19 protein-coding genes are annotated in these 22845 nt (G+C 72.8%); 12 read left to right on the forward strand and 7 right to left on the reverse strand.

Features of this window, described 5'->3' with window-relative positions; all coding sequences use genetic code 11:
• Positions 1–85 precede the first annotated feature (85 nt).
• Positions 86–3109, forward strand: coding sequence for a beta-propeller domain-containing protein (locus tag WMF46_RS33930; RefSeq protein ID WP_437980993.1), 3024 nt, complete (start codon positions 86–88; stop codon positions 3107–3109).
• A gap of 67 nt (positions 3110–3176) precedes the next feature.
• Here WMF46_RS33930 and WMF46_RS33935 read toward each other — a convergent pair whose 3' ends face one another.
• Positions 3177–3437, reverse strand: a complete 261-nt coding sequence (locus tag WMF46_RS33935; protein WP_437980994.1) for a hypothetical protein — start codon at positions 3435–3437, stop codon at positions 3177–3179.
• Positions 3434–4084 (reverse strand): RNA polymerase sigma factor, encoded by a 651-nt coding sequence (locus WMF46_RS33940; RefSeq protein WP_437980995.1) that lies wholly within the window; start codon positions 4082–4084, stop codon positions 3434–3436. Before WMF46_RS33940 ends, WMF46_RS33935 begins: the two co-directional genes overlap by 4 nt.
• A 152-nt stretch (positions 4085–4236) precedes the next feature.
• On the opposite strand from WMF46_RS33940, the gene WMF46_RS33945 reads away from it, so the two are divergent.
• The 6 genes from WMF46_RS33945 to WMF46_RS33970 all read left to right on the forward strand — a co-directional run bounded on the left by WMF46_RS33945 (position 4237) and on the right by WMF46_RS33970 (position 8812).
• Complete coding sequence (locus tag WMF46_RS33945) at positions 4237–4593, forward strand: hypothetical protein (RefSeq protein ID WP_437980996.1); 357 nt, start codon at positions 4237–4239, stop codon at positions 4591–4593.
• A 53-nt stretch (positions 4594–4646) separates the two neighbouring features.
• Entirely contained in the window at positions 4647–5165 is a 519-nt protein-coding gene (locus tag WMF46_RS33950) for a hypothetical protein (protein WP_437980997.1), read from the forward strand.
• Between the two features lie 153 nt (positions 5166–5318).
• Positions 5319–6245 (forward strand): Grx4 family monothiol glutaredoxin, encoded by a 927-nt coding sequence (gene grxD, locus WMF46_RS33955; RefSeq protein WP_437980998.1) that lies wholly within the window; start codon positions 5319–5321, stop codon positions 6243–6245.
• 150 nt (positions 6246–6395) lie between these two features.
• A complete protein-coding gene (locus WMF46_RS33960) occupies positions 6396–7787 on the forward strand; it encodes a sigma 54-interacting transcriptional regulator (RefSeq protein WP_437980999.1) in 1392 nt (463 codons plus the stop codon).
• A 64-nt stretch (positions 7788–7851) separates the two neighbouring features.
• Complete coding sequence (rraA, locus tag WMF46_RS33965; RefSeq protein ID WP_437981000.1) at positions 7852–8334, forward strand: ribonuclease E activity regulator RraA; 483 nt, start codon at positions 7852–7854, stop codon at positions 8332–8334.
• Positions 8335–8563: 229 nt separating this feature from the next.
• Positions 8564–8812: a hypothetical protein gene (locus WMF46_RS33970; protein ID WP_437543878.1), complete on the forward strand. Its 249-nt coding sequence runs from the start codon at positions 8564–8566 to the stop codon at positions 8810–8812.
• A 62-nt stretch (positions 8813–8874) separates the two neighbouring features.
• On the opposite strand, the gene WMF46_RS33975 is transcribed toward WMF46_RS33970, so the two are convergent.
• Complete coding sequence (locus WMF46_RS33975) at positions 8875–10728, reverse strand: hypothetical protein (RefSeq protein WP_437981001.1); 1854 nt, start codon at positions 10726–10728, stop codon at positions 8875–8877.
• Between the two features lie 11 nt (positions 10729–10739).
• The gene (locus WMF46_RS33980) at positions 10740–11309 is read right to left on the reverse strand and encodes a hypothetical protein (protein WP_437981002.1); all 570 of its coding nucleotides are present in this window, start codon (positions 11307–11309) and stop codon (positions 10740–10742) included.
• 42 nt (positions 11310–11351) lie between these two features.
• Here WMF46_RS33980 and WMF46_RS33985 point away from each other — a divergent pair, with 42 nt between their 5' ends.
• From WMF46_RS33985 to WMF46_RS34000, 4 genes are all read left to right on the forward strand, one after another.
• Entirely contained in the window at positions 11352–11894 is a 543-nt protein-coding gene (locus WMF46_RS33985; RefSeq protein ID WP_437981003.1) for a hypothetical protein, read from the forward strand.
• A 77-nt stretch (positions 11895–11971) separates the two neighbouring features.
• Positions 11972–13897 carry a hypothetical protein gene (locus WMF46_RS33990; protein WP_437981004.1) on the forward strand — a complete coding sequence of 642 codons (1926 nt, stop codon included), beginning with the start codon at positions 11972–11974 and terminating at the stop codon, positions 13895–13897.
• Positions 13898–14015: 118 nt separating this feature from the next.
• Positions 14016–15125 carry an HPP family protein gene (locus tag WMF46_RS33995; RefSeq protein ID WP_437981005.1) on the forward strand — a complete coding sequence of 370 codons (1110 nt, stop codon included), beginning with the start codon at positions 14016–14018 and terminating at the stop codon, positions 15123–15125.
• A gap of 453 nt (positions 15126–15578) precedes the next feature.
• Complete coding sequence (locus tag WMF46_RS34000; protein WP_437981006.1) at positions 15579–17879, forward strand: CapA family protein; 2301 nt, start codon at positions 15579–15581, stop codon at positions 17877–17879.
• Here the strand turns inward: WMF46_RS34000 and WMF46_RS34005 are convergent.
• The gene (locus tag WMF46_RS34005) at positions 17818–19218 is read right to left on the reverse strand and encodes an LA_2272 family surface repeat-containing protein (protein ID WP_437981007.1); all 1401 of its coding nucleotides are present in this window, start codon (positions 19216–19218) and stop codon (positions 17818–17820) included. The two genes, WMF46_RS34000 and WMF46_RS34005, sit on opposite strands and share 62 nt — an antisense overlap.
• 198 nt (positions 19219–19416) lie before the next feature.
• Here WMF46_RS34005 and WMF46_RS34010 point away from each other — a divergent pair, with 198 nt between their 5' ends.
• Entirely contained in the window at positions 19417–20325 is a 909-nt protein-coding gene (locus WMF46_RS34010) for a M23 family metallopeptidase (protein ID WP_437981008.1), read from the forward strand.
• A 23-nt stretch (positions 20326–20348) separates the two neighbouring features.
• Here WMF46_RS34010 and WMF46_RS34015 read toward each other — a convergent pair whose 3' ends face one another.
• A complete protein-coding gene (locus tag WMF46_RS34015) occupies positions 20349–21293 on the reverse strand; it encodes an RluA family pseudouridine synthase (RefSeq protein ID WP_044966392.1) in 945 nt (314 codons plus the stop codon).
• 5 nt (positions 21294–21298) lie between these two features.
• The gene (locus WMF46_RS34020; protein WP_437981009.1) at positions 21299–22792 is read right to left on the reverse strand and encodes a hypothetical protein; all 1494 of its coding nucleotides are present in this window, start codon (positions 22790–22792) and stop codon (positions 21299–21301) included.
• Positions 22793–22845: the final 53 nt, after the last annotated feature.

Genomic DNA, 22845 nt, shown 5'->3' on the forward strand with positions numbered 1-22845 from the left:
GAGTGCGCCGGGCACGGGACCTGAACAGTGCACGCGCACCGGCGCAGACATGACGCCCTGTGTCTCGTCCTCAACGAGGTGAACTATGACCTTCCTGTCTAGAACTTACGCCGGCTGGCTCGTCCTCGCGACGGCGGCGGCCTCGGCCGGACTCACCGGCTGCGGGAAAGGCTCGACGGGGCCTTCCGAACCCGGCTCGACCGATTTCATCTCTGACAATCCGAGGGCCGGCGGTGGAAGAGATACGGCCGCCGATGGCGGCGGCGAGGGCTCAGCGGGCACCGGAGGCGACGGCGCCCCGACCGCGCCCCCGGCCGACGGCGACGCCGAGCGCGCGATCACCGAGGCCGACATCATCCAGGTCAAGGACGGCAAGCTCTACGCGCTCTCGCAGTACTCGGGGCTCAGCATCATCGACATCTCCCGGCGCGACCGGCTGAGCCTCCTCGGGCGCTACCGGGCGAGCGGGATCCCCTTCGAGATGTACCTGCGCGACGGGGTCGTCTACGCGATGTTCTCGTCGTGGACCCAGTACATCTACGACGCCGCCACCGGCGAGTACTCCTATGAGCAATCGAGCCACATCGAGGCGCTCGACGTCTCCAACCCGGCGGCTATCCAGCAGATCGGCTCGTTCGACCTGCCGGGCGCCATCTCCGACTCGCGCATCGTCGGCGACGTGCTCTATACCGTCACGTTCGAGGACGGCGGTTGCTGGGGGTGCAAGGAGTCGCGGAACACAACGGTCACCTCCCTGGCCGTCAGCGACCCCGCCGAGATCGCCGTGGTCGATCAGCTGAGCTACGACGACGACCCCAACGACTACGGGTGGCAGCGCAGCGTGAGCGTCACCCAGGACCGCATGTACATCGCGGGCATCGAGTGGGACGGCACCGACGAGGGGCACTCCACCATCCAGGTCGTCGACATCTCCGATCCCGGCGGCGCGCTCGTCGAGGGCGCGAGCGTCGAGGCCGTCGGCCAGATCCAGAGCCGCTGGCAGATGGACGAGCACGAGGGCGTCCTCCGCGTCGTCAGCCAGCCCGGCCTCTGGCGGACCGACGCGCTGCCCGGCGTCCAGACCTTCACCGTCGCGTCCTCGCAAGAGCTCACGCCCCTCGGCTTCACCGAGCTCACCCTGCCCAGGCCCGAGACGCTGCGCTCCGTGCGCTTCGACGGCGACCGCGCCTACGCGATCACGGCGGAGCAGACCGACCCGCTCTTCACCATCGATCTCAGCGATCCGGAGCACCCCGCCCAGCTCGGCGAGCTCGAGATGCCCGGCTGGGTCTACCACATGGAGCCGCGCGGCGACCGGCTGCTCGCCCTCGGCTTCGACAACGCCGCCACCGACGGCGCGCTCCACGTCTCGCTCTTCGACGTCTCCGACCTCGCGAAGCCCACGATGCTGGAGCGCGTCCATTTCGGCGGCGACTGGGCGAGCTTCGCCGAGGACCAGGACCGGATCCACAAGGCCTTCACCATCCTCGACGATCTCGGCACCATCCTCGTGCCGTACAGCGGCTGGGACATCGACGAGGCCGAGGGCTGCGGCTCGTACGAGAGCGGCGTCCAGCTCGTCGACTTCACGGCCGACACGCTCACGAAGCGCGGCTCGGCGCCGGCGCGCGGCCAGGCGCGCCGCGCCTTCGTCCACGACACGCGGCTCTTCGCCGTCTCCGACCAGGAGGTCGGGACGTTCAACATCGATGATCGCGACGCCCCCGTCGAGGCCGCCGATCTGGCCCTGGCAACGGTCGTCAGCAACACGGTCGCCACCGGCGATCTCGTGGTCCGCATGGGCGCGGACTGGTGGACCCAGGCCGCGGAGCTCGAGGTCGTGTACGCCGCGGACCCGGGGCGCGCCGAGCCGATCGGCAAGCTCGACCTCTCGACGCTGGCCTCCGGATCGAAGAGCGACTGCTATGGATCCGGCCTCTCCAGCGCGCAGCTCTTCGCGCATGGGCAATACGCCTACCTGCTCTGGCCCTCGTACACGGACTCGACGAAGACGAGCCTCGCCGTCATCGATCTCACGAACCCCGAAGCCCCCCGGATCGCGAGCCAGCGCGATCTGCCGTTCACCAGCAACGCGCTCTACTATAACGGGTACTACGGCAGGATCGTCTCGACGGGCGCCGCCGTGGTCCAGGCAGGGAGCACGCTCGTGCTCCGCAACGTCGAGGACCCGTACTACTACTACGAGGACGGCGGCGGCGCCCCGCCGCCGCAGCCCCGCGATCCTTCGCTCGAGATCATCGACCTCTCGAACCCGTCGAGCCCGACGCACCGCTCGCTGCCCCTGCCCGACGGCGCCGGTTACACAGGCCTGCAGCTCGACGGCACCACCGTGCTGACGTCGCACTGGGTGCCGCTGCAGGGCGACTCCTCCAGGGCGCGCTTCTACCTCGACCGCATCGACGTGGCCGATCCCTCCTCGGCGGTCGTGCGGACGCCGGTCAACGTGCCCGGCTCGCTGCTGGCCTTCGATGGCGCGTCGGACCGCGCGCTCACGGTCGATTACGAGACGATCGAGTTCCAGGTCCCGGGCTACCAGGAGTGCTTCAGCGCGTTCAGCTACTACGCCGAGTTCGTGCCGGCGAACCAGCAGAACTACGATGGCCCCGGCGTCTGCCGCGGGACGCGCCACACCCTCAAGCTGCTCGACGTCGGCAGCGCGAGCGCGAGCCTCCGGGACGAGCACACGCTCGACGACGACATCCGCCTGGACCAGGTGTTCGTGGGCGATGACCGCGTGTTCATGTACACCTCCGGGTACTACGCCGTGGGCGACGCGGTGGGCGGGGAATCGTACACGTCCGGGATCCTCGTCGCCAGCGGGCTCGAGGGAGGCAGCATCGATGTCGCGACGAAGGAGCTCTCGAGCCCCGACGCCGGCTGGCCGCGCGCCGTGGACGGGACGCGCCTCCTCCTCGCCGGCTACAACCCGCCCGGGCTCTCGGTGCTCGACGCGGCCGACCTCGACGAGCTGACGCTCGAAATGAAGGGCGAGCTCTCGTCGTACGTCTCGCAGGTGACGATCTCCGGCGACAACGCGCTCTGCGCGCTCTGGTACCACGGGCTCGAGGTCGTCGACCTCGGCGACTGATCCGCGCGCCGCCCCTTCACCCCGCGCGGCTCGTCACGGGCCGCGCGGCGAAGGCGCCGCGCGGCCGCTACCCTCCCCCGTAGATCTGCCCGATCTTCTGCACCGAATCCCACACGTACACGCAGCCCGAGCTGAGCAGGAGCCCCGGCAGGATCACCGCCGACCAGGCGAGCGAGAGCCGCGCGCTCGGCGCGGGGCGCTCCGTCTCCGCCAGCGCGTCGCGGGCGAGGCGCCGGACCGCGTCGGCCCGGGCCGGGTCGAGCGGGGCGACCGGCGGCAGATCGGCGAGGCCCCTCGCCAGCGGATCCTCTCCTGAGAACGGCTTCATCGAGTACCTCCCCGCGTCTGTCCATCCGGCGCGTCCGCGGCGTCCGCTGCGGAGATCGAGGTCGTCGATCCCCGCCGGGGCCGCTCAGCATTTCGCCTTTCGAGGCGGGCCGCAAGCTCGGCGCGGGCGCGCGACAGGCGCTTGCGGGCGGCGTCCTCGCGGATGCCGAGCACCTGGGCGACCTGCGCCGTGTCGAGCCCCTCGACGGCCCCGAGGAGCAACACCTCGCGGTGCACCGCCGCGAGATCGCGGAGCGCCGCCTCCAGCGCCGCCACGTCGGCTCGGGCGTCCGCCGTGCCCTCGGGCTCGGGCGCGGCCGGCGCGGGCTCGCGGGAGAACAGCGCGGCGCGGGCGAGGTCGAGCAAGGCGGAGCGGCGGTGGCTCCGGTAGCGGTTCCTGGCGATCGTGAACAGCCACGCGGCGAGATCGGTGTCCTCGGCGAGCCGGCCGGCGTGGCGCGCGACGGCGAGCCATGTGTCCTGGAACAGGTCCTCGGCGACGTCGCGCCGGCCGGAGAGGCGCACGAGGAAGCCGAAGATCCGGGGGTGGTAGCGCGCGTAGAGCGCGTCGAAGGCGCGCGGATCGCGGCGCCTCAGGCGAGCCGCGAGCTCGGCGTCGGACGGAGCTGCTGCGCCCTCCCTCTCCACGCCGGCATAACGCGCGAGGGCCGCGGGCGTGACAAGGAAGTTTTCCGGTCACGGGATCCGCGGCGCCGCGTTGGGGCTCGTGATGGCCGGCGCACACGGCGGCGGCGGCGATACGCGGCAGGCAGAGAAGAGCAGACGAGAGGGAGGCACCGATGTTCGATTTCTTCGTCGAGGGCGGCTGGGGGATGTGGCCTATCCTGGTCTTCGGGATGGTCACGGTCGGCGCGGGGCTGCAGTTCGCCCTGCGGCCGGAGCCCGGGAAGCTCGGGTTCATCGCGGCCATGGGGCTGACGACGCTGGTCGCGACGATCCACGCGACGTGGATCGACCTCGGCGCTGTGTTCAGCTACCTGTCCGACCCGGCGAAGGTGCCGGACGGCGAGATCGCGCGTGTGCTCGTCGTGGGGCTGAAGGAGAGCACGCGGCCCGGGTCGCTCGGCGGGTTGCTGCTCGCCATCGCGTGCCTGCTCTCGGCGGTGGGCGTGCTGCGCGCCGGTCGGGCGGCGTGATCCGCGGCGCGTCGGCGCTTGGCGCCGGGGCCCGGGTGCGGCACACAAGGTCCATGGGCAGAGCCGAGCTCGCGCAGCTGATCGACCGCGATGGCCTCGACGCCTCGGACGGCTCGCGAGGCCGCCTCGCGATCGCCGTCCCGGCGGCGTGGGCGCGCGACGGCGCCGACATCGAGATCGCCGTGCCCGCCCGCGTCACCTGCGCCCGCTGCGACGGCGGCGGCTGCGACAGCTGCGCCCGGAGCGGCGCCCACCGCGCCCCGGCGGAGGTCGCCGCGAGGACGCTGCGGCTCCGGCTCCCCCCCGATCTCAGCGGCGGCGTGACGCTCCGCCTCGTACGCCCCTTCGGCGAGCGCGCCCCGCTCGATCAGCTCCTCGTCGAGCTCCGCGAAGACAGCGCGGCGTCGCCGGGCGTGCACCGCGTCACGCCGCCCCCGTCGGACGCGCTCGCGCGCTCTCCGGGGGCGAGCGGCGGGCGCTTCCGTGTGCTCGGCGCCGAGCTCGGCGCGCCGGCCGTCATCGCGACCCTCGCCGCGATCGCGGCGGTCCTGGGGCTCCTGCTCGGCCGCTGAGGGCGCAGGGAGGCCGCGCGCTCCGCCCTCGGTCGACGCGGGCGAGGCCGGCTGGAGGGCCTCGCTGCCGTGCTTTGCTCATGCTAGCGAGAGGCCCGCGGACGCGCGCGGGAGCCGACCGCACCGCCACCGCCGCGCAGGGAGAGCAAGCACATGAGCCTCAGCGAGCCCATGCGGGCCAGGATCGCCACCATCATCCGCGAGAGCGATGTCGTCCTGTTCATGAAGGGCACGCGCACCGTGCCGCAATGCGGGTTCTCCGCCACGGTGGTGAACATCCTCGACGAGCACCTCCCCGAGTACCAGACGGTGGACGTGCTCTCGGATCCCGCGCTGCGCGACGGCATCAAGGAGTTCTCGAGCTGGCCCACGATCCCGCAGCTCTACGTCCGCGGCGAGTTCATCGGCGGCTGCGACATCGTGAAGGAGCTGCACGCGACCGGGGAGCTCGTGAAGGCGCTCGGGCGCGCGCAGGGCGAGGCGCAAGCGCCGCCCACGCTCCGCGTGACCGCGGCGGCGCTCGCGGCGTTCGCGGCCGCGAGGGAGTCCGAGGCCGACTTCGTCCACATCGAGATCGACCCGTCCTACAACTACGGCCTTTACTTCGGCCCGCGGCAGGCAGGCGACGTCGAGGCCCAGGCGGGCGGGGCGGTGTTCCTGCTCGACCGCGCGAGCGCGCGGCGCGCCGAGGGGCTGTCGATCGACTTCGTCGAGGGCCCCTCCGGCGGCGGCTTCAAGCTGGAGAGCCCGGACGAGCCGCCGAAGGTCAAGCAGATCTCGTCGACCGCGCTCAAGGCCCTCCTGAGCAGCGGCGAGGCGATCGAGCTGTTCGACGTCCGGACCGAGCAGGAGCGCACGATCGCCAGGATCGACGGGGCCCGTCACCTCGATCAGGCAGGGCAGCGGTACCTGGAGACGCTCGCGAAGGACGCGCGGATCGTCTTCCACTGCCACCACGGCGGCCGCAGCCAGGCGGCCGCGGAGCACTACCTCGCGAAGGGCTACAGGAACCTTTACAACCTCCAGGGCGGAATCGACGCGTGGTCGCAAGATGTCGACCCCTCGGTGCCGCGGTACTGAGCGCCTCGGCCAGAGGCACGCCCGCGGCGAGCAGCCGCACACCCACGATTGAGAGAGGCGCGGGCATCGCGGCTCGATAGATTTTTTTAACCATAACGGCCGACATCCGAGAGCCTTCAGGGCCGGCGTGGGATCATGTATGCGTAAGGTGTGGGTGCCGACGATCAGTCGACGATCAGGGCGTCCGACACCGCGCGGTCGGCGTCGCCGGAGGGGGCGACGCCTGGCCTGGTGGTCATCTTCGCCCGCGGCCAGCCTGCCTGCGCGCCGATCCCGCTCGAGGGCGGCGCGGTCGTGCTGGGCCGCGCAGCGGCGGACGACACGGTGGTGGTCGAGGACGAGCAGGTGTCGCGCCGGCACGCCCGCATCGCGCTGTCGGGCGGGGGTCTCCGGATCACCGATCTCGGCAGCAGGAACGGCACCTTCGTCGATGGAGCGCAGATCGAGGATCAGGTCTTCTCGTCGCCCCCGCGCGTGATCCGGCTCGGGAGCACGCTGCTGCGCTTCACCGCGGACATCGCGCCGTTCCAGCGCGGCGGGGTCCTTGAGCACGAGGATGGGCTAGTCGGCCCCACGCTCAGGCAGGTCCGCGAGGCGATCCACCGCGCGGGGATGCGCGGGGATACCTTGCTGCTCACCGGGCCGAGCGGCTCGGGCAAGGAGCTCGGGGCGCGCGCCTACCATGCGGCGACGGGCCGGGGCGGCCCCTTCGTCGCCGTGAACTGCGCCGCGATCCCGGAGGGCCTCGCGGAGCGGCTGTTCTTCGGGGCGCGGCGCGGCGCCTACTCGGACGCGACCGCCGACGCCGAGGGCTATGTCCAGGCGGCTCACGGCGGCACGTTGTTCCTCGACGAGATCGCGGAGCTCGACCCGGCGGTTCAGCCGAAGCTGCTCCGCGTCCTCGAGACCCGGGAGGTGGTCGCGCTCGGCGACACGCGCCCGCGCAAGGTGGAGTTCCGCCTGTGCGCGGCCACGTTGAAGGATCTCCAGGCCGAGGTCGCGGCGCGCCGGTTCCGGGACGACCTCTATTACCGGATCGGCCGGCCCGAGGTGCGGATCCCGTCGCTGACGGAGCGGCTCGAGGAGATCCCCTGGCTGGTGGCGGCGGAGCTCAGGCGCACCGGCGCGCGGCTCGCGCCGGGGGCCAGCTTCCTGGAGTGCTGCGCGCTGCGCGCGTGGCCGGGCAACGTGCGGGAGCTGCTCTGCGAGGTGAGGCAGGCGGGCATCGCCGCGCTCGCGGCCGGGCGCACCGCCGTGGAGGTGGCGGACCTCGCGCCGTCCGCGGGCCTCGACATCACGGAGGTCGCGAGGCGCACGCCGGCGCCGCCGGAGATGCGGCGGCTCGCCATCGAGACGGCGCTGCGGCGCGAGCAGGGGAACGTCACGCGCGCAGCGCGCTCGCTCGGGATGCACCGGAACCAGCTGCGCCGGTGGCTCGCCCGGCATGGCATCGACTCGTCGGCCTTCGCCGTCGCGGGCAAGCGCAAGGGCGGCGCCTCCCTCCCCTCCGCCAAGGACGGCGAGCGCCACGAGCCCTCGTGACCGGGGGCGGATGAGCGGTTGAATCCGGCGGTCGACAGCCTAGGAAGGCGGACGGGGAGTCTTCATGAGCTCAGAGATCAGAACCACGGATCTATGCGACGAGCACCCGGACGTCCTCGTCGCCGATCCGATCTTCCGGGATTACGGCGGAGCCCGGCTGTTTCACGGGCGCATCACCACGGTGAAGGTCCACGAGGACAACGTGCTCGTCCGCAAGGCGCTCGAAGAGCCCGGCCAGGGGCGGGTGCTTGTCGTGGACGGAGGCGGCTCCCTCCGCTGCGCGCTCCTCGGAGACAACATCGCCGCCATGGCCCACCAGAACGGCTGGGCCGGGGTGATCGTTCATGGGTGCATCCGCGACGCGGAGGCGATCGGCCAGATCCGGATCGGCGTGAAGGCCCTCGCGACGCACCCGAGGAAGAGCGCCAAGAAGGGCGCGGGGGACCGCGACATCGCCGTGACGTTCGCCGGGGTCACGTGGGTTCCTGGCGAGCTCGTCTATGCCGATCATGACGGCATCGTTTGCGCGCAGGCGCAACTTGCCTGAGAGCCCGCGCGCGCGCTCGCGTCCGAGGTGCGGCAAAACGCACGTCCCTGGGCGCTTTTGCCACACCCGGAGAGGAGGGCGCGCGGCGGCCGCGCCCGGTATGGATGGGCTCGGATCCGGTCAGGACGCGTGAAGGTCGCGCGCCGCGTCGAAGCGCGCCAACTGGCGCGGCCAATGCATCACGAGCAGGGGAGGAGCGATCAACACTCGTAGAATCGGGAGGACAAGAATGGGCAACATCACATCGGAACTGAAGAGCGATCTGAACAAGAGCCTGGAGTCGCTCCAGACCCTGCGCGACGAGATCCGCGTCAGGCTCCACCTTGCCGGCATGGACGCGAAGGACGCCTGGGACAAGCTGGAGCCCAAGCTCCTCGACGCCGAGAAGCTGGCCGACGACGTCTCCGAGGCGTCGCGGCACGCGCTGCGCGAGATCGTGGAGAAGGTGAAGGAGTTCCGCTCGTCGCTCCCCTCCTGATCACCGCGTTACCGCGGCGGAGACGGAATCGAGACGAGACGAGGTGGGGGCGCGACGCCGGGTCAGCCCCGCAGCGCGGCCGCCACGACGCGCGCGACGCTCCCCCACCCTGGATCCGCCGCGCAGGCCGCGAGCCGCTCCCCGACGACGTGGGAGCGCCGGTGATCGTAGAAGCCGGGCGGCCGCGGGAAGGCGGTGAGCGGCGCGCGCAGGAGGGTCTTCTCGACCTGCGCGAGCATGGTTGTGTTGTGTACGAAGCCGAGCCCGCTCCGGATGTCGGCGAGCGTCGAGCCCGGGTGGCCCCCCCAGGGCGGGACGACGGCCGCGTGCGCGGCGGCGGGCGCCTGGTTCACCGCGATCACGCCGTACCGAAGATCGAGCAGCGCGCGGTCGAGCGCGGCCCCGACGGCGGGGTCCTCCTCGCTCATCGGGTGCACAACGATCGTCGCGCCAAGGCTGCCCCGGAGCCGGTCATTGCAGAAGCGGGTCGCCGCCTCCAGGAACTCCACCGGATCGCTTGAGCCGACCTCGACGACGGAGAGCACGCCGCCGAGCGGCTCGGTCGAGAACAGCGGCTCGGCGGCGTCCGACGCGTCGAGCCCGGCGGTCAGCGTCCAGGGGAGCTCGCCCGGCCCTGGCGCGCCGATGCGCGCGACCCCGCACGGCAGCGGTACGTCGGCGGAGGCCTCGAAGCGCTCGGGCTCGATCGGCGCGCGCCCGGCCGTGAGGGCGGCGTACCGCGCGTCGCCCTCCGGGTCGGCGGCGCGCCGCGGCGGCACGGCGGTGAGCGCGCGGCGCAGCATCCGGAAGAGCAGCGGTCGCTGCGTGAAGCCCCTGGGCAGGACGAGGACGCTCGCGGCGTGGCCGCCGTGCGACGCGCCGCTCACGACCTGGCTCGCGAGGCACCTCGCCTGGAACCAGAGCTCGTCGCCGCCGTAGAGCCACGGCATCACGAGGACCGGGCTGGCCCCGCCGAGCGTGGAGGAGATGGGCTTGTCGAGCAGCCGCTCTCCCGAGGCCCGCCGGCGCGCCTGCGCCGGGCCCGGCGGCCCCCAGACGAGCGCGTCGTGCGCGCCCGCCGGGCCGGTGACGTGGACTTCCGAGACGGCGGGGTGGGCCGCGAGGTAGGCGCCCGACTCGGCGCCGCCGTAGACGAAGCGGAGGAGCCCGCGCGCGACGAGCGGCGCGAGGGCGCGCTCCATCAGCGCGCCGAGGGGCGCGCTCCGCGGGCTCATCGCGAGCGCCACGACGCGCCCCTCGACGAAGAGCTTGTGCAGCGCTTCCCGGAGGGGGACGCCGGCGACGTCGCCCGCGCCGAGCACCAGCGCGACGCCCCCTTCGGGGTCGCGCTGCTGGTAGAAGCGCGCCTGCTCTTCCCGGACGCTCTCGCGCGTCGCCCCGGGCTGCATCAGCACGCGCGCGCGGAGGGGCCCGTGCAGGGCGGTGTCCTTCAGGCGCGTCGGGAACACCTCCACCTCGATCCGGCCGTCCGCGCGGGCGCGCACCGCCCCGCGGCCGAGCCGGGGGCGCCCGCGCGCGGCGATGTCCTCGAGCGCCTCGGCCAGGCGGCGCACCTGCGAGAGCGTGACGCAAGGCCCCGCGAGCCACGCCTCGCCGCTCGCCGCCGAGCCGGGATCGAGCCCCCGGTCGGCGCACGACACCTCGACCTCGGCGCGTGCGGCGGCGAGCAGGCCCGGGAGCGACGCGCGGAGCAGGGAGGCCTTCTCGAGGGCCGGCATGCGAGCGAACCCGAGCGCGGCGTCACCCAGCTCGGACAGCGCACGATCGAGCTCGGCCGGGGCTGCCTCGGCGCCGCTCGCGGCGCGCGGATCGACCGCCGGCACGGCCGCGGCGCTGCTCGAGGCGGCGCTTCCGGGCGCGAGTTCTGTGACGGCGGCGACTTCGGGGACTGGCATCGGGACGGAGATTACAGGCTGGAGATCGCGCGCGCGAGCGCGGCGACGGTTCGCGGCGCGCGTGTAGCCGGCGTGCTCGGGATTCGGTACAGTCCACCGCCATGGATTGCGCTTTCACCACGGGTCTGGGCCCCGCGCGCGCGCCCTCCTCCAGGGCAGCTCTCCGCCCGGCAGCTTGCGGCCTCCTTCTCGGCCTCGGCGCGCTCCTCCTCGCGCCAGCGGCGACAGCGCAACAGAACGCTCAGCCGATCCCGCAGGGCCAGGCGCAGCCCGGCGGAGCTGCCCAGGCGCCGTCCGGGTATCCCCAGCAGCAGGGGTATCCTCAGCAAGGTTACCCTCAGCAGCAGGGGTATCCGCAGCAACAAGGGTATCCTCAGCAGCAGGGATACCCTCAGCAAGGGTACCCTCAGCAGCAGGGATATCCTCAGCAGCAGGGATATCCTCAGCAAGGCTATCCTCAGCAGCAGGGATATCCTCAGCAAGGCTACCCTCAGCAGCAGGGGTATCCGCAGCAACAAGGATATCCTCAGCAGCAGGGATATCCTCAGCAGGGCTACCCCCAGCAGGGATACCCTCAGCAAGGTTATCCTCAACAGCAGCCCGGCTATGGTCCGGGCTACGCCTTGCCGGCCGGGCCCCCGCCGCCCCCGAAGCCCCCCGAGTCCACCTGCTGCCGCTGGTCGGTCCGCTACAACGCGCTGGATCTCCTGTTCGGAAAGATGACCTTCGAAGGCGAGGTCGCCGTCATCGGGCCGCTCACCCTCGGGATCGCGCCGTCGTGGATCTGGGGCTCGCTCGAGGACGCGTCGCTCGACACGACCGGCTACGCGCTCGCGGCCGACGTCGGTGTCTACGTCGAAGGCAAGGCGCTGCGGGGCTTCTGGGTGAAAGGGCGCATCGGCTACGAGTCGTTCGAGGCGGTCATCACCCCTCCCGGGCGGCTCGAGGGCCGCGGCGATGTGAGCAGCGTCGTCCTCGGCGGCATGGTGGGGAGCACCAACGTGCTCAGCCGAGACGGCGGATTCGCCATGTCGGGAGGCTTCGGGATCGGCGTGGCGCTCGCCGATCCCGTGACGATCACCGCGGGCCCCTACCAGTATTCCTTCTACGAGAAGGCGGGGAAGATCAAGCTCATGGGGTCGCTCTCGCTCGGCGTCGTCTTCTGATCGACGCCCTCGCTCACCGCGGCCCCAGTACCGCGGGGAACTTGGCCCCGCGCGCGGCGACGTGGGACTCCTGCACCATGCCCTCTCGCATCGCCCGCCGCCCCGGGCCGGCGCTGCTGCTCCCGTTCCTGGCGGCGCTCCTGTCGATCGCGTTCGCCCTCCCCGCGCGCGCGTGGGTCGAGGTGCACATCGCCGGAGACGACGTGCGCCTGTCGATCGACCGGGCCGGCGCCGCGACGGTCGAGCACAAGGTCACGCTGAAGATCTCGGGCGGGCCACTCCGCGGGCTCGACATCCAGGGCGTCGACCCGGACGCTCAACTCGATCAGGGCAGCTACGCCGTGCCCTTCAAGGCCGCGGAGGCGGGCTCGCTCGCGTCCGCGACGCCGGTCGCGATCGAGCTCCTGCCGCCCGACCCCCGGCCGCGCGAGGACGGCACGCGCCGCCCGGCGGCGATGCGGGCCCGCTTCGACGGCAAGGGGCTGAGCCGCGGGGTGTTCGTGCTCTTCTTCCGCTACCGCACGGACCTCATGAAGCGCGGGCTCATCCGGCAAGACGGCCCGAGCTCCCGCGTTTCCTGGAGCGGCCCCGTCTGGGACGACGGCTACGACTCGGCGCGGCTCACCGTCGCGCTCCCGGCCGCGCCCGACGAGCCGCGCGTCGACGAGGCGCGCGTCGGCGAGGCGGGCGAGGAGGCGTCCCCCGACGCGCTCCCGGCGCCGACGACGCTCTCCACGCTCCGCCGCGCGCTCGACAAGGACGAGCTGGAGCTGCTCCGCCCGTACGCCCCCAAGGCCGAGCCGATCCGGTGGGCGATCCGCGCCGACGCGCGCGCCTTCCAGCCCGAGCCCGCCGCGGCGAAGCCCGGGGCCGACACGCTCGGCCGCATCTCGGACGCCGCGGCCGGCAGCCCCGATCGCAGCCGCACCCTCTACGTGGCCGCGGGCGTGGTCCTCTTCGCGCTCTACAGCGCCCTCGTCGCGCTCAAGGCGCGCGAGCACGAGCGCCTCGCGCGCGCCGCGGGCGCCCTGCCGCGGCCCCTCGTCCCGATCCCGCTCGCGCCGCGCGCCGCGCTCGCGGGGCTCGCGCTCGTCGCCGGCGTCGCCCTGGAGCTCCTCCTCAGGGACGGCACGCCGGGCGCCGCGCTCGTGGCCGCGGCGACCGCGCTCGCCGCGCACCGCACGCCCCGCCCGGAGCGCACCGCCGCGACCTTGCGGCGCCCTGGCAAGTGGCTCCCCATCGCGGAGGCCGAGGCGTTCCGCGAGCCGCCGCGGGCGCGCGGCGTCTACCTCGACGTCTCGACGCGCGCCGGAAAGGCGCTGCTCGTCGCGCTGCTCGCCGGGCTCGGCGCGGGCGTCCACGCCGTGGCGGCCGCCTCGCCGTACCACGCCCACCTGCTCGCGCTCGACGCGACGGCGCTGCTCGCGATCTTCTGCACCGGCCGGCTCGCCGAGCTCCCCGCCGATCCGGCGGCGCGTCCGGTCGCGTTCCTGCGCGACGTCGCGCGGCGCGTGCGGCGCCTGCGGAAGGCGCCCGCCGGCGCCGCGGCCGCGGCGCAGGAGCTCCGCGTCGTCGGCCGCCTCCGCATCCCGGACGGCAGCCCCGACGCCGACGAGCTCCGGCTCGGCCTCTCGCCGCGCGCGGCGCTCCCCGGCTTCGTCGGGATCGAGGTCGGCGTCGTCTACGCGCCCGGCGCTGGCGGCGCCATCGGGCTGCCCGAGGTCCTGCTGCGCGTCGCCCCCGGCTCGCCGTGCGAGCGCGCCGTCGAGGGGCTCGCGAAGAGCGGCCGGTCCTCGCGCGGCCGGCGCCCCGGCGAGCGCGTGCTCGCGTTCACGCCGCGCCTGCCGACCGCGAGGATGACGGCGGCCATCGCCGCCGCGCTGGTCCGCGCCGTGTCCACCCCGCCCGCGAGCGCCACGCCGACGAAGCCGTCCGGCGCCGGCGCGGCCGGGGCGACCCGCGCGCCGCGCCCCCGCAAGAAGGCGGTCTCCGCTGCGGCGTAGCGCCGGGTCAGCCCCCGTCCCGACACGCTTTCGCGATCCGCGAGCCCCCCGTCAGCGTTCGTAAGCCTCCGTAAGCCTCCGTAGACAGCGCGCGAACATCTCGATATATGGCCGCGCGATGAGCTTCGGAGTTGCGGGCTCGAGCTTTCTTACGCGGTTCCAGCCCATGCGCGCGCCGCTGCTCGTCAGCGAGCGGATCTACGCTGCTGCCGGGGGCTTGCTCGGGCTGCTGGCCACCGGGTTCGTGATGCACGCTTGCCTTGGCCCCACCGCGCACGCTCCGCTCCTGATAGCGCCGATCGGCGCTTCGACCGTGCTCGTGTTCGGGGTCCCCGCCAGCCCGCTCGCCCAGCCCTGGTCCGTGCTCGGAGGCAACGTGCTGGCGGCCGTCATCGGCGTCACGGCGGCTCGCGCCATCCCCGATCCGCTGTGCGCCGGCGCCGTCGCGGTCGCGGTCACCATCGCCGTCACGAGCCTGCTCCGGTGCTTGCACCCGCCCGCGGGCGCGGTGGCGCTCACAGCGGTCATCGGCGGGCCGGCCGTGACGAGCCTGGGCTATCACTTCGCGCTCGTGCCTGTCGCCATCAACTCCCTGCTGCTCGTGGCAGCGGGGCTCGTGTTCAACAACCTGGTGCGCCGCAGCTACCCGCACGTCGTGACCTTGCCGGCCTCGCCCCACGGCACCGCCGATGCCCCGCCCGAGCTCCGCGTCGGCTTTTCGCCGAGCGACATCGACGCCGCGCTCGAGCGCCTCGGTACGCCGCTCGACGTCGAGCGCGAAGATCTGATCGCCCTCGTCCGGCACGTCGAAGAGGAGGCGCACCGGCGCCTGCGCGGAGGCGTCACCTGCGGCGAGATCATGTCGCGCGATCTGGTCACGATTCACCCCGACGATCCGAGCGCGCTCGCGCTCCGCCGCCTCCGCGAGCGCGCCCTGCGCGTCTTGCCGGTGGTCGACGAGCGAGGCGTCGTGCACGGCGCGATCGACGTCTCGATCGCGTCGGCCATGCCCGAGGCCACCGTGCGCGACCTGCCGTCCATCTACTTCGAGACCGCCGGCGAGGACACGCCGATCAACGAGCTCTTCCAGCTCCTCTCCCGCGGGCGCGTGCACGAAGCGCTGATCGTCGACGCCAAGATGCGCCTGCGCGGCATCGTGACCCAAACCGATCTCCTGGCCGTGATCAGCCGCGCGCAGCTCGCCAAGGGCTCGGCGCTGGTCGGGTAGCGCGCCCAGGGCAGTACGCCCCTATGCGACACAGGCGTGCATCGCCACAGCGCACCATCCATGCACACGCCTTCACGTGCAGGAACACCCTGCTACACCGGCAAGACGACAAAACGACAAGACGACAAATCGCCGGCTGCTCCACTCGAGCGTATAGCGGGCGATGATCGAAGCATGATAGTCTCGAGATAATCGTCTTTGTCTCCAGCGCCATCGCTGAAACGGATCGAATCGTGCATGGGTCGGCGCTCTCGCGGCCTCTCCAGCATGGGCTGAGCGGCCAGTCGACGCTCGCGACCCCATCGTCGGCCTTGGTCACGTCGGAGTTTGGTCACACGGCACATTTGCATGTGTTGATGCACGTGTTGAGCCGGCCCTGAAGGAGCTCTGGCACCCATCACGCCTGTTGAGATCATCTGTCCTCGAACAGGCCCCAACCGATCGGGAGCGAACATGGCAGAAAGACCCCTTGTCCGTGTCATCAACTCCACGCCGCTGTCCGTGTGTGCTGCGGCCTGCGCCTGGCTCGCTGCGGGCGATGCGCTGGCGGCGTACCAGTTCGACGCCACGGAAGCCGCGTACGACGCGACCTACGCGGCGGCCCCCATCGACGTGACCGGCGTCGTCGTCGACGAGGCGGGGTCGCCGATCGCGGGGGCGGAGGTGACGGCCATCGGCTGGGGGAGCGGCGCGGTCAACCACGGCGAGATCGCGTTCACCGACGGCGCGGGCGCGTTCACGCTGCCGGCGCTCGCGCGGCGCTCGGTCCTGCTGCACGTCGAGGTCGACGGGTACTACAGCGAGATCGTCCCTGCCGATCTGCACCTGCCGCTCGCCGAGGCGGCCGCCGGGGTCGGCCGCCTCGTGCTGACGGAGCAGCGCGCGGGCCGCGCCCGGATCCTCGTGGGAGGCGACACGATGTTCGGTCGGCGCTTCATCGACAGCGACGAGGACGGCGTCGAGGGAGAGGTGGGCGATCTGATCCGCCCCGCGACACGGCAAGCCGACGCGAGCGCGATCCTCTCGTTCCTGCGCGACGTCCTCTCGTCGGCCGACTACACCCAGGTCAACCTGGAGTGCCCCGTCACTGCCAACCCGCAGACGCCCCACCCTTACAAGTCGTTCACGTTCTTCTCCTACCCCGAGACGGTCAGGGCGCTCGCGCTCTCCGGCGTCGACGCCGTGAGCCTCGGCAACAACCACATGTTCGATTACCTGGGGGCAGGCGTCGCCGACACGCTCACCGCCGTCCCGAACGCCGGCCTCGACTGGTTCGGCGCGGGGCTCGACGAGACGATGGCGAAGGGCACCGTGCTCTACCGGACGCTCCGCGGCGTCGACGTGGCCTTCCAGGGGTTCAACCAGCTCGTCAACGACGGGACGACGCTCCCGGAGTACACGCTCACCGCCTCCGACGGGCCCCCTCCCAAGGCCGGCGCGCTCGAGCTCAGCCTCACGGAGATCAGCGACTTCATGGCGGAGGACGCGGTCGGGCGCTTCGCCATCCCGGTGCTGCACGGAGGCATCGAGTACAGCGACTATCCGTCGTCCGGCATGCGGCGGCGGTTCACCCAGTTCGTCCAGAAGGGCGCCGGCATGGTCGTGGCGCACCACCCGCACACGATCCACGGCATCGGGCTGTACAACGCCGGCGCCGGCCCCCGCTATATCTTCATGTCGCTCGGCAACATGGTCTTCGATCAGGACGTCTTCGAGACGTACCAGTCGTACCTCGCCGCCATCGACATCGACGAGGACGCGAGCGGCAACCGAGCGGTGCACCGCGTGCAGCTCATCCCGTTCCAGAACGAGGACTACGTCCCGAAGCTCGTGGGCGGCGCCTGGCTCGGCCGGGCGATCCGCCACATCGGCCACCTCTCCACGACGCTGCCGGCGGCGCCCGCGCCCGGCGAGGCGGCGGACGGCCTGACCGGGGCGGTCGTGTTCCCGAGCGGCCCGCGGGCCGCCGCGGCGAGCAACGCCTCGCAGTACACGACGAGCGATGCGGTCGAGACGCGGAGCGTGCCGCTCACGAGCCGCCGTACAGGCCCCCTCGCGCACCTGCGCTCGACCCCGGCGGACTCGCTCGCCGCCGTCCGGACGACGGCCGCCGCGAGCTGCGATTACGGCCGGGAGATCATGCTCTACGGCGACTTCGAGGACGGCGACGTCGACGACACCTCCCACGAAGGCTCGATGTGGTCGATGAGCGAATACCGCTACATCGAGAACAGCGTCGTCCACGGCGGGACCGGCGCGATGGTGTTCCTGCGCAAGTCGAGCAGCACATCCGAGGTCTCGACCTATATGAACAACCGCGTCAAGTTCGAGCCCGGCCGCAAGCTGACGCTGACCGGCTACATGAAGGGAAACAACGCCGGCCAGATGCGTGTGCAGGTCTACTGGTACACGAGCGGCGGGACCAGCGTGTCGAACAGCGTCGTGTTCACGCGCGCGGCAGGCACCTACGGCTGGCAGCCGTTCACCGTCGACCTGACCCCGCCGGCGAACGCGGGCTCGGTCCGGTTCTATTTCAGGGCGGGTGTGCCGGCGAGCGGCGAGGCCACCTCGTTCCTCGACGACGTGTCGCTCATCGAGTGGGAGGGCACCGTCGCCGACAGCTCCCTCGGGTTCGCGTTCGCCACGCCGAACGACTGGAGCTTCGTGCGTTGCACCGCCACGGATCCGGCGCTCACGAGCCTCGGCGTGACGATGACGCACCGGTCGTACGCGCTGGCCCCGGCGACGCCCTGAGCGCGCCGCCGCGGCCCGCGAGGGCAGCGGGCGCGGCGGGCGCGCGAACACGCCGAGCGGCGTCGAGCAGGCCGAGCTCGACGCCGAGGCAGAGCTCGGGCCCGCCGCCGACCTCGAGCGCGCCCTCGCCCCGCAACGTCACGTAGCCGCCGGCGCAGACGAACGGCGAGAGGCGCTCCGCAAGCGCGTACGAGGCCGAGACGCGCGCCTTCAGCACCTCGTTTCGCCCGGGGAGAGACCCCTGCAACGGGCCGCGGTGGTAGGCGCCGACGTCGGCGCTCAGCGAGAGGTCCTCGACGTCGAGCGGCAGGCGCGAGCCCATCGCGAGGCCCACGGCGTACAGGGGCTCGCGCTCCGCCGCGCGCCCGCCGTCGACGTTCGGCACGTCCGGCGCCTCCAGCGCGCGCGGCTCGCTGTGGAGCCCGAAGCTCAGGATCGTGTAGGCATACCGGCTCGAGAACTTGAGGCCGACGTTGCCGTGCAGGCCGGTGCTCCCCCAGAGCGCGAGCCGGATCCCCCCCTCGCGCGGCAGCGGGATGAGGCCGAGCGACTCCCCCTTGAGGTTGTCGGTCACGTTGATGACGCCGATCTGGAGGCCGTCGATCTTGCGGGCCACGTTGATGATGCCGATCTGGAGCCCGCGCTGCTCCTGCGAGACGTTGATGGCGCCGATCTGGAGCCCATCGACCCGGCCGATGTTGATGCCGGCCGCCTGCACGCCCGTCACCTGCCCGCGAGCGACGTTGACGGCGCCGGCCGCCTGCAGGCCGTCGACGTCGGCGTACGTCTGGTTGGCGACGCCGGCGATCTGCGCGCCGGTGACCGTCGTGCTCGCCCAGCCGAAGAGCCCCGCGAGCTGCACCCCCGCGAGCGGGGCGTCCGCGAAGGCGAAGCCGCCCGCGAGCTGCAGCCCCTCGGCGCGCCCCGAGACGACGCTCGCGACCCCGAGCTGGACCCCGCGCAGATCCCCCGACGTCCACGAGAACAGGCCGACCTGGGCGCCGTCCACGAACCCGACGCGCCCGAGCAGGAGCGCGAGATCGAGGTGGGTGGCGAGATCGGGCGCCGTAGCGTTGGTGCTCAGCGGGAAAATGAGCGACAGGTTGACGGGGAAATAGGGCGTCTCCGGGCCGCGGCGCGCCGGCTCCTCGCCCGCGCCGCCGGCGCCGGGCGGGTCGCTCGGCCAGGCCGACCGCGGCGGGGCGCGCCCGGGCGCCGCCTCCGCCAGCTGCTGCGCGGAAGCGCTGCGCGGCGCCAGCACGGCCGGGGCGACCGCGCAGGCCGCGAGGATCGGCGCGGCCTGGAGAGGACACCTCGCTCGACGCGCGCGCGGCGACATCGCACCATCGTACACGCGCGCAGCGCCGAAAGGCTGCTCCGCAGGCGAGGAATCGAGCGACGTCGATGGCGGCGCCGCATGGATCCATCACAGCACCCCTGACCTCGACTTCCGCGCGCTGCTTCGATAGCCTGCGTGTGGGCGCTGCGCCGTGGACTCGCCACCTGCGCGGAGCCCATGCGCCACGGATTTGCCACCATGAAGCCATCGTCTCTCGCGCCCGTGCTGGCCCTCTCCGCGCTCGCTGCCGGCTGCGGCTCGGAGCCTGAAGGCCCAGACCTCGTGTGGCCGATCGGGGGGACGGACGAGATCCAGCCGATGTCGTCGAGCTTCGGTCCCCGCCTGCAGACCTCGCGCGATGGCGTCTACGACTTCCACCGCGGCATCGATATCCCCACCGTGATGGGCACCCCGGTGTACGCGGTCGCCGACGGAAAGGTGATACGCGCAGGCCGCTACCAGGATTTCGAGGACGTCGTTGTGCAGATCGAGCACTGCGATCAGCCGGGCGCGTGCCTCTACAGCAACTATATCCACCTGACGATGCCGCTCGTCGAGACCGGCGATCAGGTCGGGCGCGGTCAGCACATCGGCTATACCGGGCTCGCCGCCAGCAGCCTGTTCCCCCACCTGCACTTCGAGATCCGCGAGGGAGGGCACGAGAAGGCGTACTGCGTGCACCCGCTCCGCTTCCTCCCCACGCCGGGCGGGCTGCCCCCGGCGCTCTCCGTGCGCCGCACCGACGAGGACTCCACGTCGAGCGTCTCGGTCGAGGTCGAGGCCACCCTGCCAGGCATCTCCCCGGGCCTCGTCGAGCTCGCGGTCGCGACGTCCAGCCGGTCGACCGGGGAGGTCATCGAGGAGCGCGTGTTCAACTACGAGGAGTGGAACCGCAAATATACTGGGGAAGGAGACGCCACGACCATCGACGAACAGAGCCTCGGAGGCATCCGGATCGAGCCGGCGAAGTTCAACGCGCAGTCCGCGGCGTACGTGATCGGGTTCCGCTTCAGCGATCTCGGCGGGACGGCGACGGCCGACGATCTCCAGATCACGGCGCGGGCGCGCGACGTCGACGGCCATGTCGTCGAGGCGCGCGCGCGCTGAGGCGACGCGGCGCGGCGCGCGGCTCAGGCCTCGCCGACCAGCGCCGCCATGTCCGCGGGCAGCGACGACGTCACCACGAACGCAGGCACCGCGTCGCTGCCGCCCCACCCGATGTAGTGCGCGTGCAGCGCGTGGCGGCTCAGCCCCTCCACCGCGGGCCCGCCGTAGAGCACGTCGCCGGCCAGCGGGTGCCCCACCGACGCGAAGTGCGCCCGGATCTGGTGCCGCAGCGCCCGCGGGGCCCGCGCCTCGACGAGCTCCCAGAGCCCCACCTGCCGCACGCGCTTGTACATCGTCGCGGCCGGCCTCGGGGCGTATCGCGCCACGTCGCGCGGGTGGATGCACGGGTAGACCCGCTTCTTGTCCTTCGGGTGCGGCGCGAGCGGCACCTCGATCGAGCCCATCTCGGGAAGATCGCCGATCTGGCAGATCAGCAGGTAGCGCTTGTCGAGCCGCCCCTCCTTCAGCCCGGCGCCGAGCGCCGCGAACGCCGCGGCCGTGCGCGCCGCGAGCACGAGGCCGCTCGTGTCCGTGTCCAGCCGGTGGCACAGCCCGGGCTCCCGCGGAGAGAAGCCGATGCCCGCCATCTCGGGGTACCGCGCCACGAGCGCGTTCGCGACCGTCCCGCGCTCGCCCGGATGGAGCGGCGCCGTCGGCACCCCGGCGGGCTTGTTCACCACCACGAGGTCGTCGCGCTCGAGCACCACGTCGAGCGGCGCGGAAGGATCCGGCGTCGCCGCGCCGGAGGCCTCCGTCGGCTCGACGTCGACCTCCAGCACCTCGCCGGCCGCCGCCACGTCGCCCTTCGACGCGCGCCGGCCGGCGCCGCTCTTCCCAACGCCGAGGACGCGCACGCGCCCCTCGGAGAACAGCCGCTTCGCGCCCGCACGCCCCAGCCCGGGGAGAAGCTGCACGAGCAGCTTGTCGAGGCGCGTCCCTGCATCCAGCTCGGTGATCGTGATCTTCATAGCTCCTACGGAATCGCCCCCTGCCACCCGAGGCCGAGCGCGGGCGCTCGCCGGCTCCCGACCACGCTCTCTCCTATCACTCCCAGCATGGGCAGGCCGTACCGGTTCCACGAGGGGCCCGCGCTGCGGGCTCCGGCGCCGGCAGGGCGGGTCACGCGCCACGCGACGCCCGCCCCGATCAGGAAGCCCGCCGCCGTGGCGCCGACCCAGGCCCGCTGCTGCGCCTCGGTCGGGGACTCGAACACGAGCGGGCTGGCCAACGCGGCGGCGCCCAGCCCGCCGAGCATCGCGCCCACGTCGATCGCCAGGATCTCCGAGGGCGTGACGTCGAGCTGCGTGGCCGCCGCGGCCGCCGCCAGCCAGCCGAGCGCTGCGCCGTAACCCATCCCAGCGATCGGCGTCCGCTGCACGTCGCCCCGCCCCGCCCACTCGACGAGCCCGCCCAGCATGAGCCCCAGCCCGCCGCCCGACTGCGCCATCAGCGCGCCGCCCTCGGACATCCGGCCCAGCGAGAGCCCGAGCGCCGCCAGCGTGATCCCGGCGGTCCCGCCGATCAGCCCGGACGCCCAGCGCTCCTGGGCCGGATCCGCCGCGTGCTGCGCGAAGCGGCCCTGGTAGATCAGGTGCCCCGCGATCGTCGGCCACCACGTGCCGGACCCGAGGTACCACGCGTCGGCCACGCCGACGTCCCACTCCTCCGCGATGATGATCGCACCGCCGAGCCCGATGCCGGCGCCGACCGCCAGGAGCGGGTAGAGCAGGCGCGGATCGTCCGAGCCGCTCGATCGCTGGATCGAGAAGCCCACGAGGCCTCCGTAGAGCGTCGCGTTGGCCGCGAGCGTCGCCTTCCCCATGCTGCGCGCCGGCGTGGCGAGGCGCCCGCGGCACCGCTCGGGGCACGGCGCCTCGCGGGCCGACGCAGGGCCCGCGGCGGCGCCGGCGTCGAGCTCGGCCAGGAGATCGCGGAGCATCACCGCGGCGCGCACCGCGAGGTCGTCCCGCGCGACGCGCTCGACCCGCACCCTCAGCGACCTCGATCCGCCGGACGCAACGGCGAGCCTGAGCTCCACCTCGTCGCCGCGCAGCTCGAGGCTCGGCGCGATGACGAGCTCGTCGCCGGAGCGCGCGCGCTCGATGAGCTCGGCCTCGTCGGGGCGCGATCGCGAGGCGACGCGGCCCGCCAGATCCACCGACAGGCCGAGGTCCTGCGCCGTGTCCGACAGGAGCGCGTCGAGCGCGCTGGCGAGCGGCGCGGCGCGCTCCTCGGCCTCGGGCGCGACGGCGGTCGCGAGCACCACGGCCGATCGCGACGGCCGATCGGGTCGCGGCGACGGTCGCTCGTCTCCTCCGGAGCGCGCGGGTGACGCCGCGTCTACAGGCCGAGTCGGGGCGGGCAACGCCGCGCCTTCAGGCTGAGCCGACGCTGGCAGCGCCGCGGCGAGCGCCGCGGCGAGCGCCAGGGCGCCCGCGCCACCGCGGAGGTGCCAGGGGTCGATCATGGGGTTGCTGCTTCGGCCAACAGCGGCGCTCGCCGCGTGGCCACGCCGCTCGG

This window comes from Sorangium sp. So ce117 (assembly GCF_051524395.1).
Classification (GTDB): Bacteria; Myxococcota_A; Polyangia; order Polyangiales; family Polyangiaceae; genus Sorangium; species Sorangium cellulosum_B.

Coding starts and splice junctions, on each gene's coding strand:
- WMF46_RS33935 (WP_437980994.1), bottom strand. CDS start 3,437: ATGAAGCCGTTCTCAGGAGAGGATCCGCTGGCGAGGGGCCTCGCCGAT.
- WMF46_RS34015 (WP_044966392.1), bottom strand. CDS start 21,293: ATGAAGATCACGATCACCGAGCTGGATGCAGGGACGCGCCTCGACAAG.
- grxD (WP_437980998.1), top strand. CDS start 5,319: ATGAGCCTCAGCGAGCCCATGCGGGCCAGGATCGCCACCATCATCCGC.
- WMF46_RS33995 (WP_437981005.1), top strand. CDS start 14,016: ATGAGCTTCGGAGTTGCGGGCTCGAGCTTTCTTACGCGGTTCCAGCCC.
- WMF46_RS33975 (WP_437981001.1), bottom strand. CDS start 10,728: ATGCCAGTCCCCGAAGTCGCCGCCGTCACAGAACTCGCGCCCGGAAGC.
- rraA (WP_437981000.1), top strand. CDS start 7,852: ATGAGCTCAGAGATCAGAACCACGGATCTATGCGACGAGCACCCGGAC.
- WMF46_RS33990 (WP_437981004.1), top strand. CDS start 11,972: ATGCCCTCTCGCATCGCCCGCCGCCCCGGGCCGGCGCTGCTGCTCCCG.
- WMF46_RS33970 (WP_437543878.1), top strand. CDS start 8,564: ATGGGCAACATCACATCGGAACTGAAGAGCGATCTGAACAAGAGCCTG.
- WMF46_RS34020 (WP_437981009.1), bottom strand. CDS start 22,792: ATGATCGACCCCTGGCACCTCCGCGGTGGCGCGGGCGCCCTGGCGCTC.
- WMF46_RS33950 (WP_437980997.1), top strand. CDS start 4,647: ATGGGCAGAGCCGAGCTCGCGCAGCTGATCGACCGCGATGGCCTCGAC.
- WMF46_RS33930 (WP_437980993.1), top strand. CDS start 86: ATGACCTTCCTGTCTAGAACTTACGCCGGCTGGCTCGTCCTCGCGACG.
- WMF46_RS34005 (WP_437981007.1), bottom strand. CDS start 19,218: ATGTCGCCGCGCGCGCGTCGAGCGAGGTGTCCTCTCCAGGCCGCGCCG.
- WMF46_RS34010 (WP_437981008.1), top strand. CDS start 19,417: ATGAAGCCATCGTCTCTCGCGCCCGTGCTGGCCCTCTCCGCGCTCGCT.
- WMF46_RS33945 (WP_437980996.1), top strand. CDS start 4,237: ATGTTCGATTTCTTCGTCGAGGGCGGCTGGGGGATGTGGCCTATCCTG.
- WMF46_RS34000 (WP_437981006.1), top strand. CDS start 15,579: ATGGCAGAAAGACCCCTTGTCCGTGTCATCAACTCCACGCCGCTGTCC.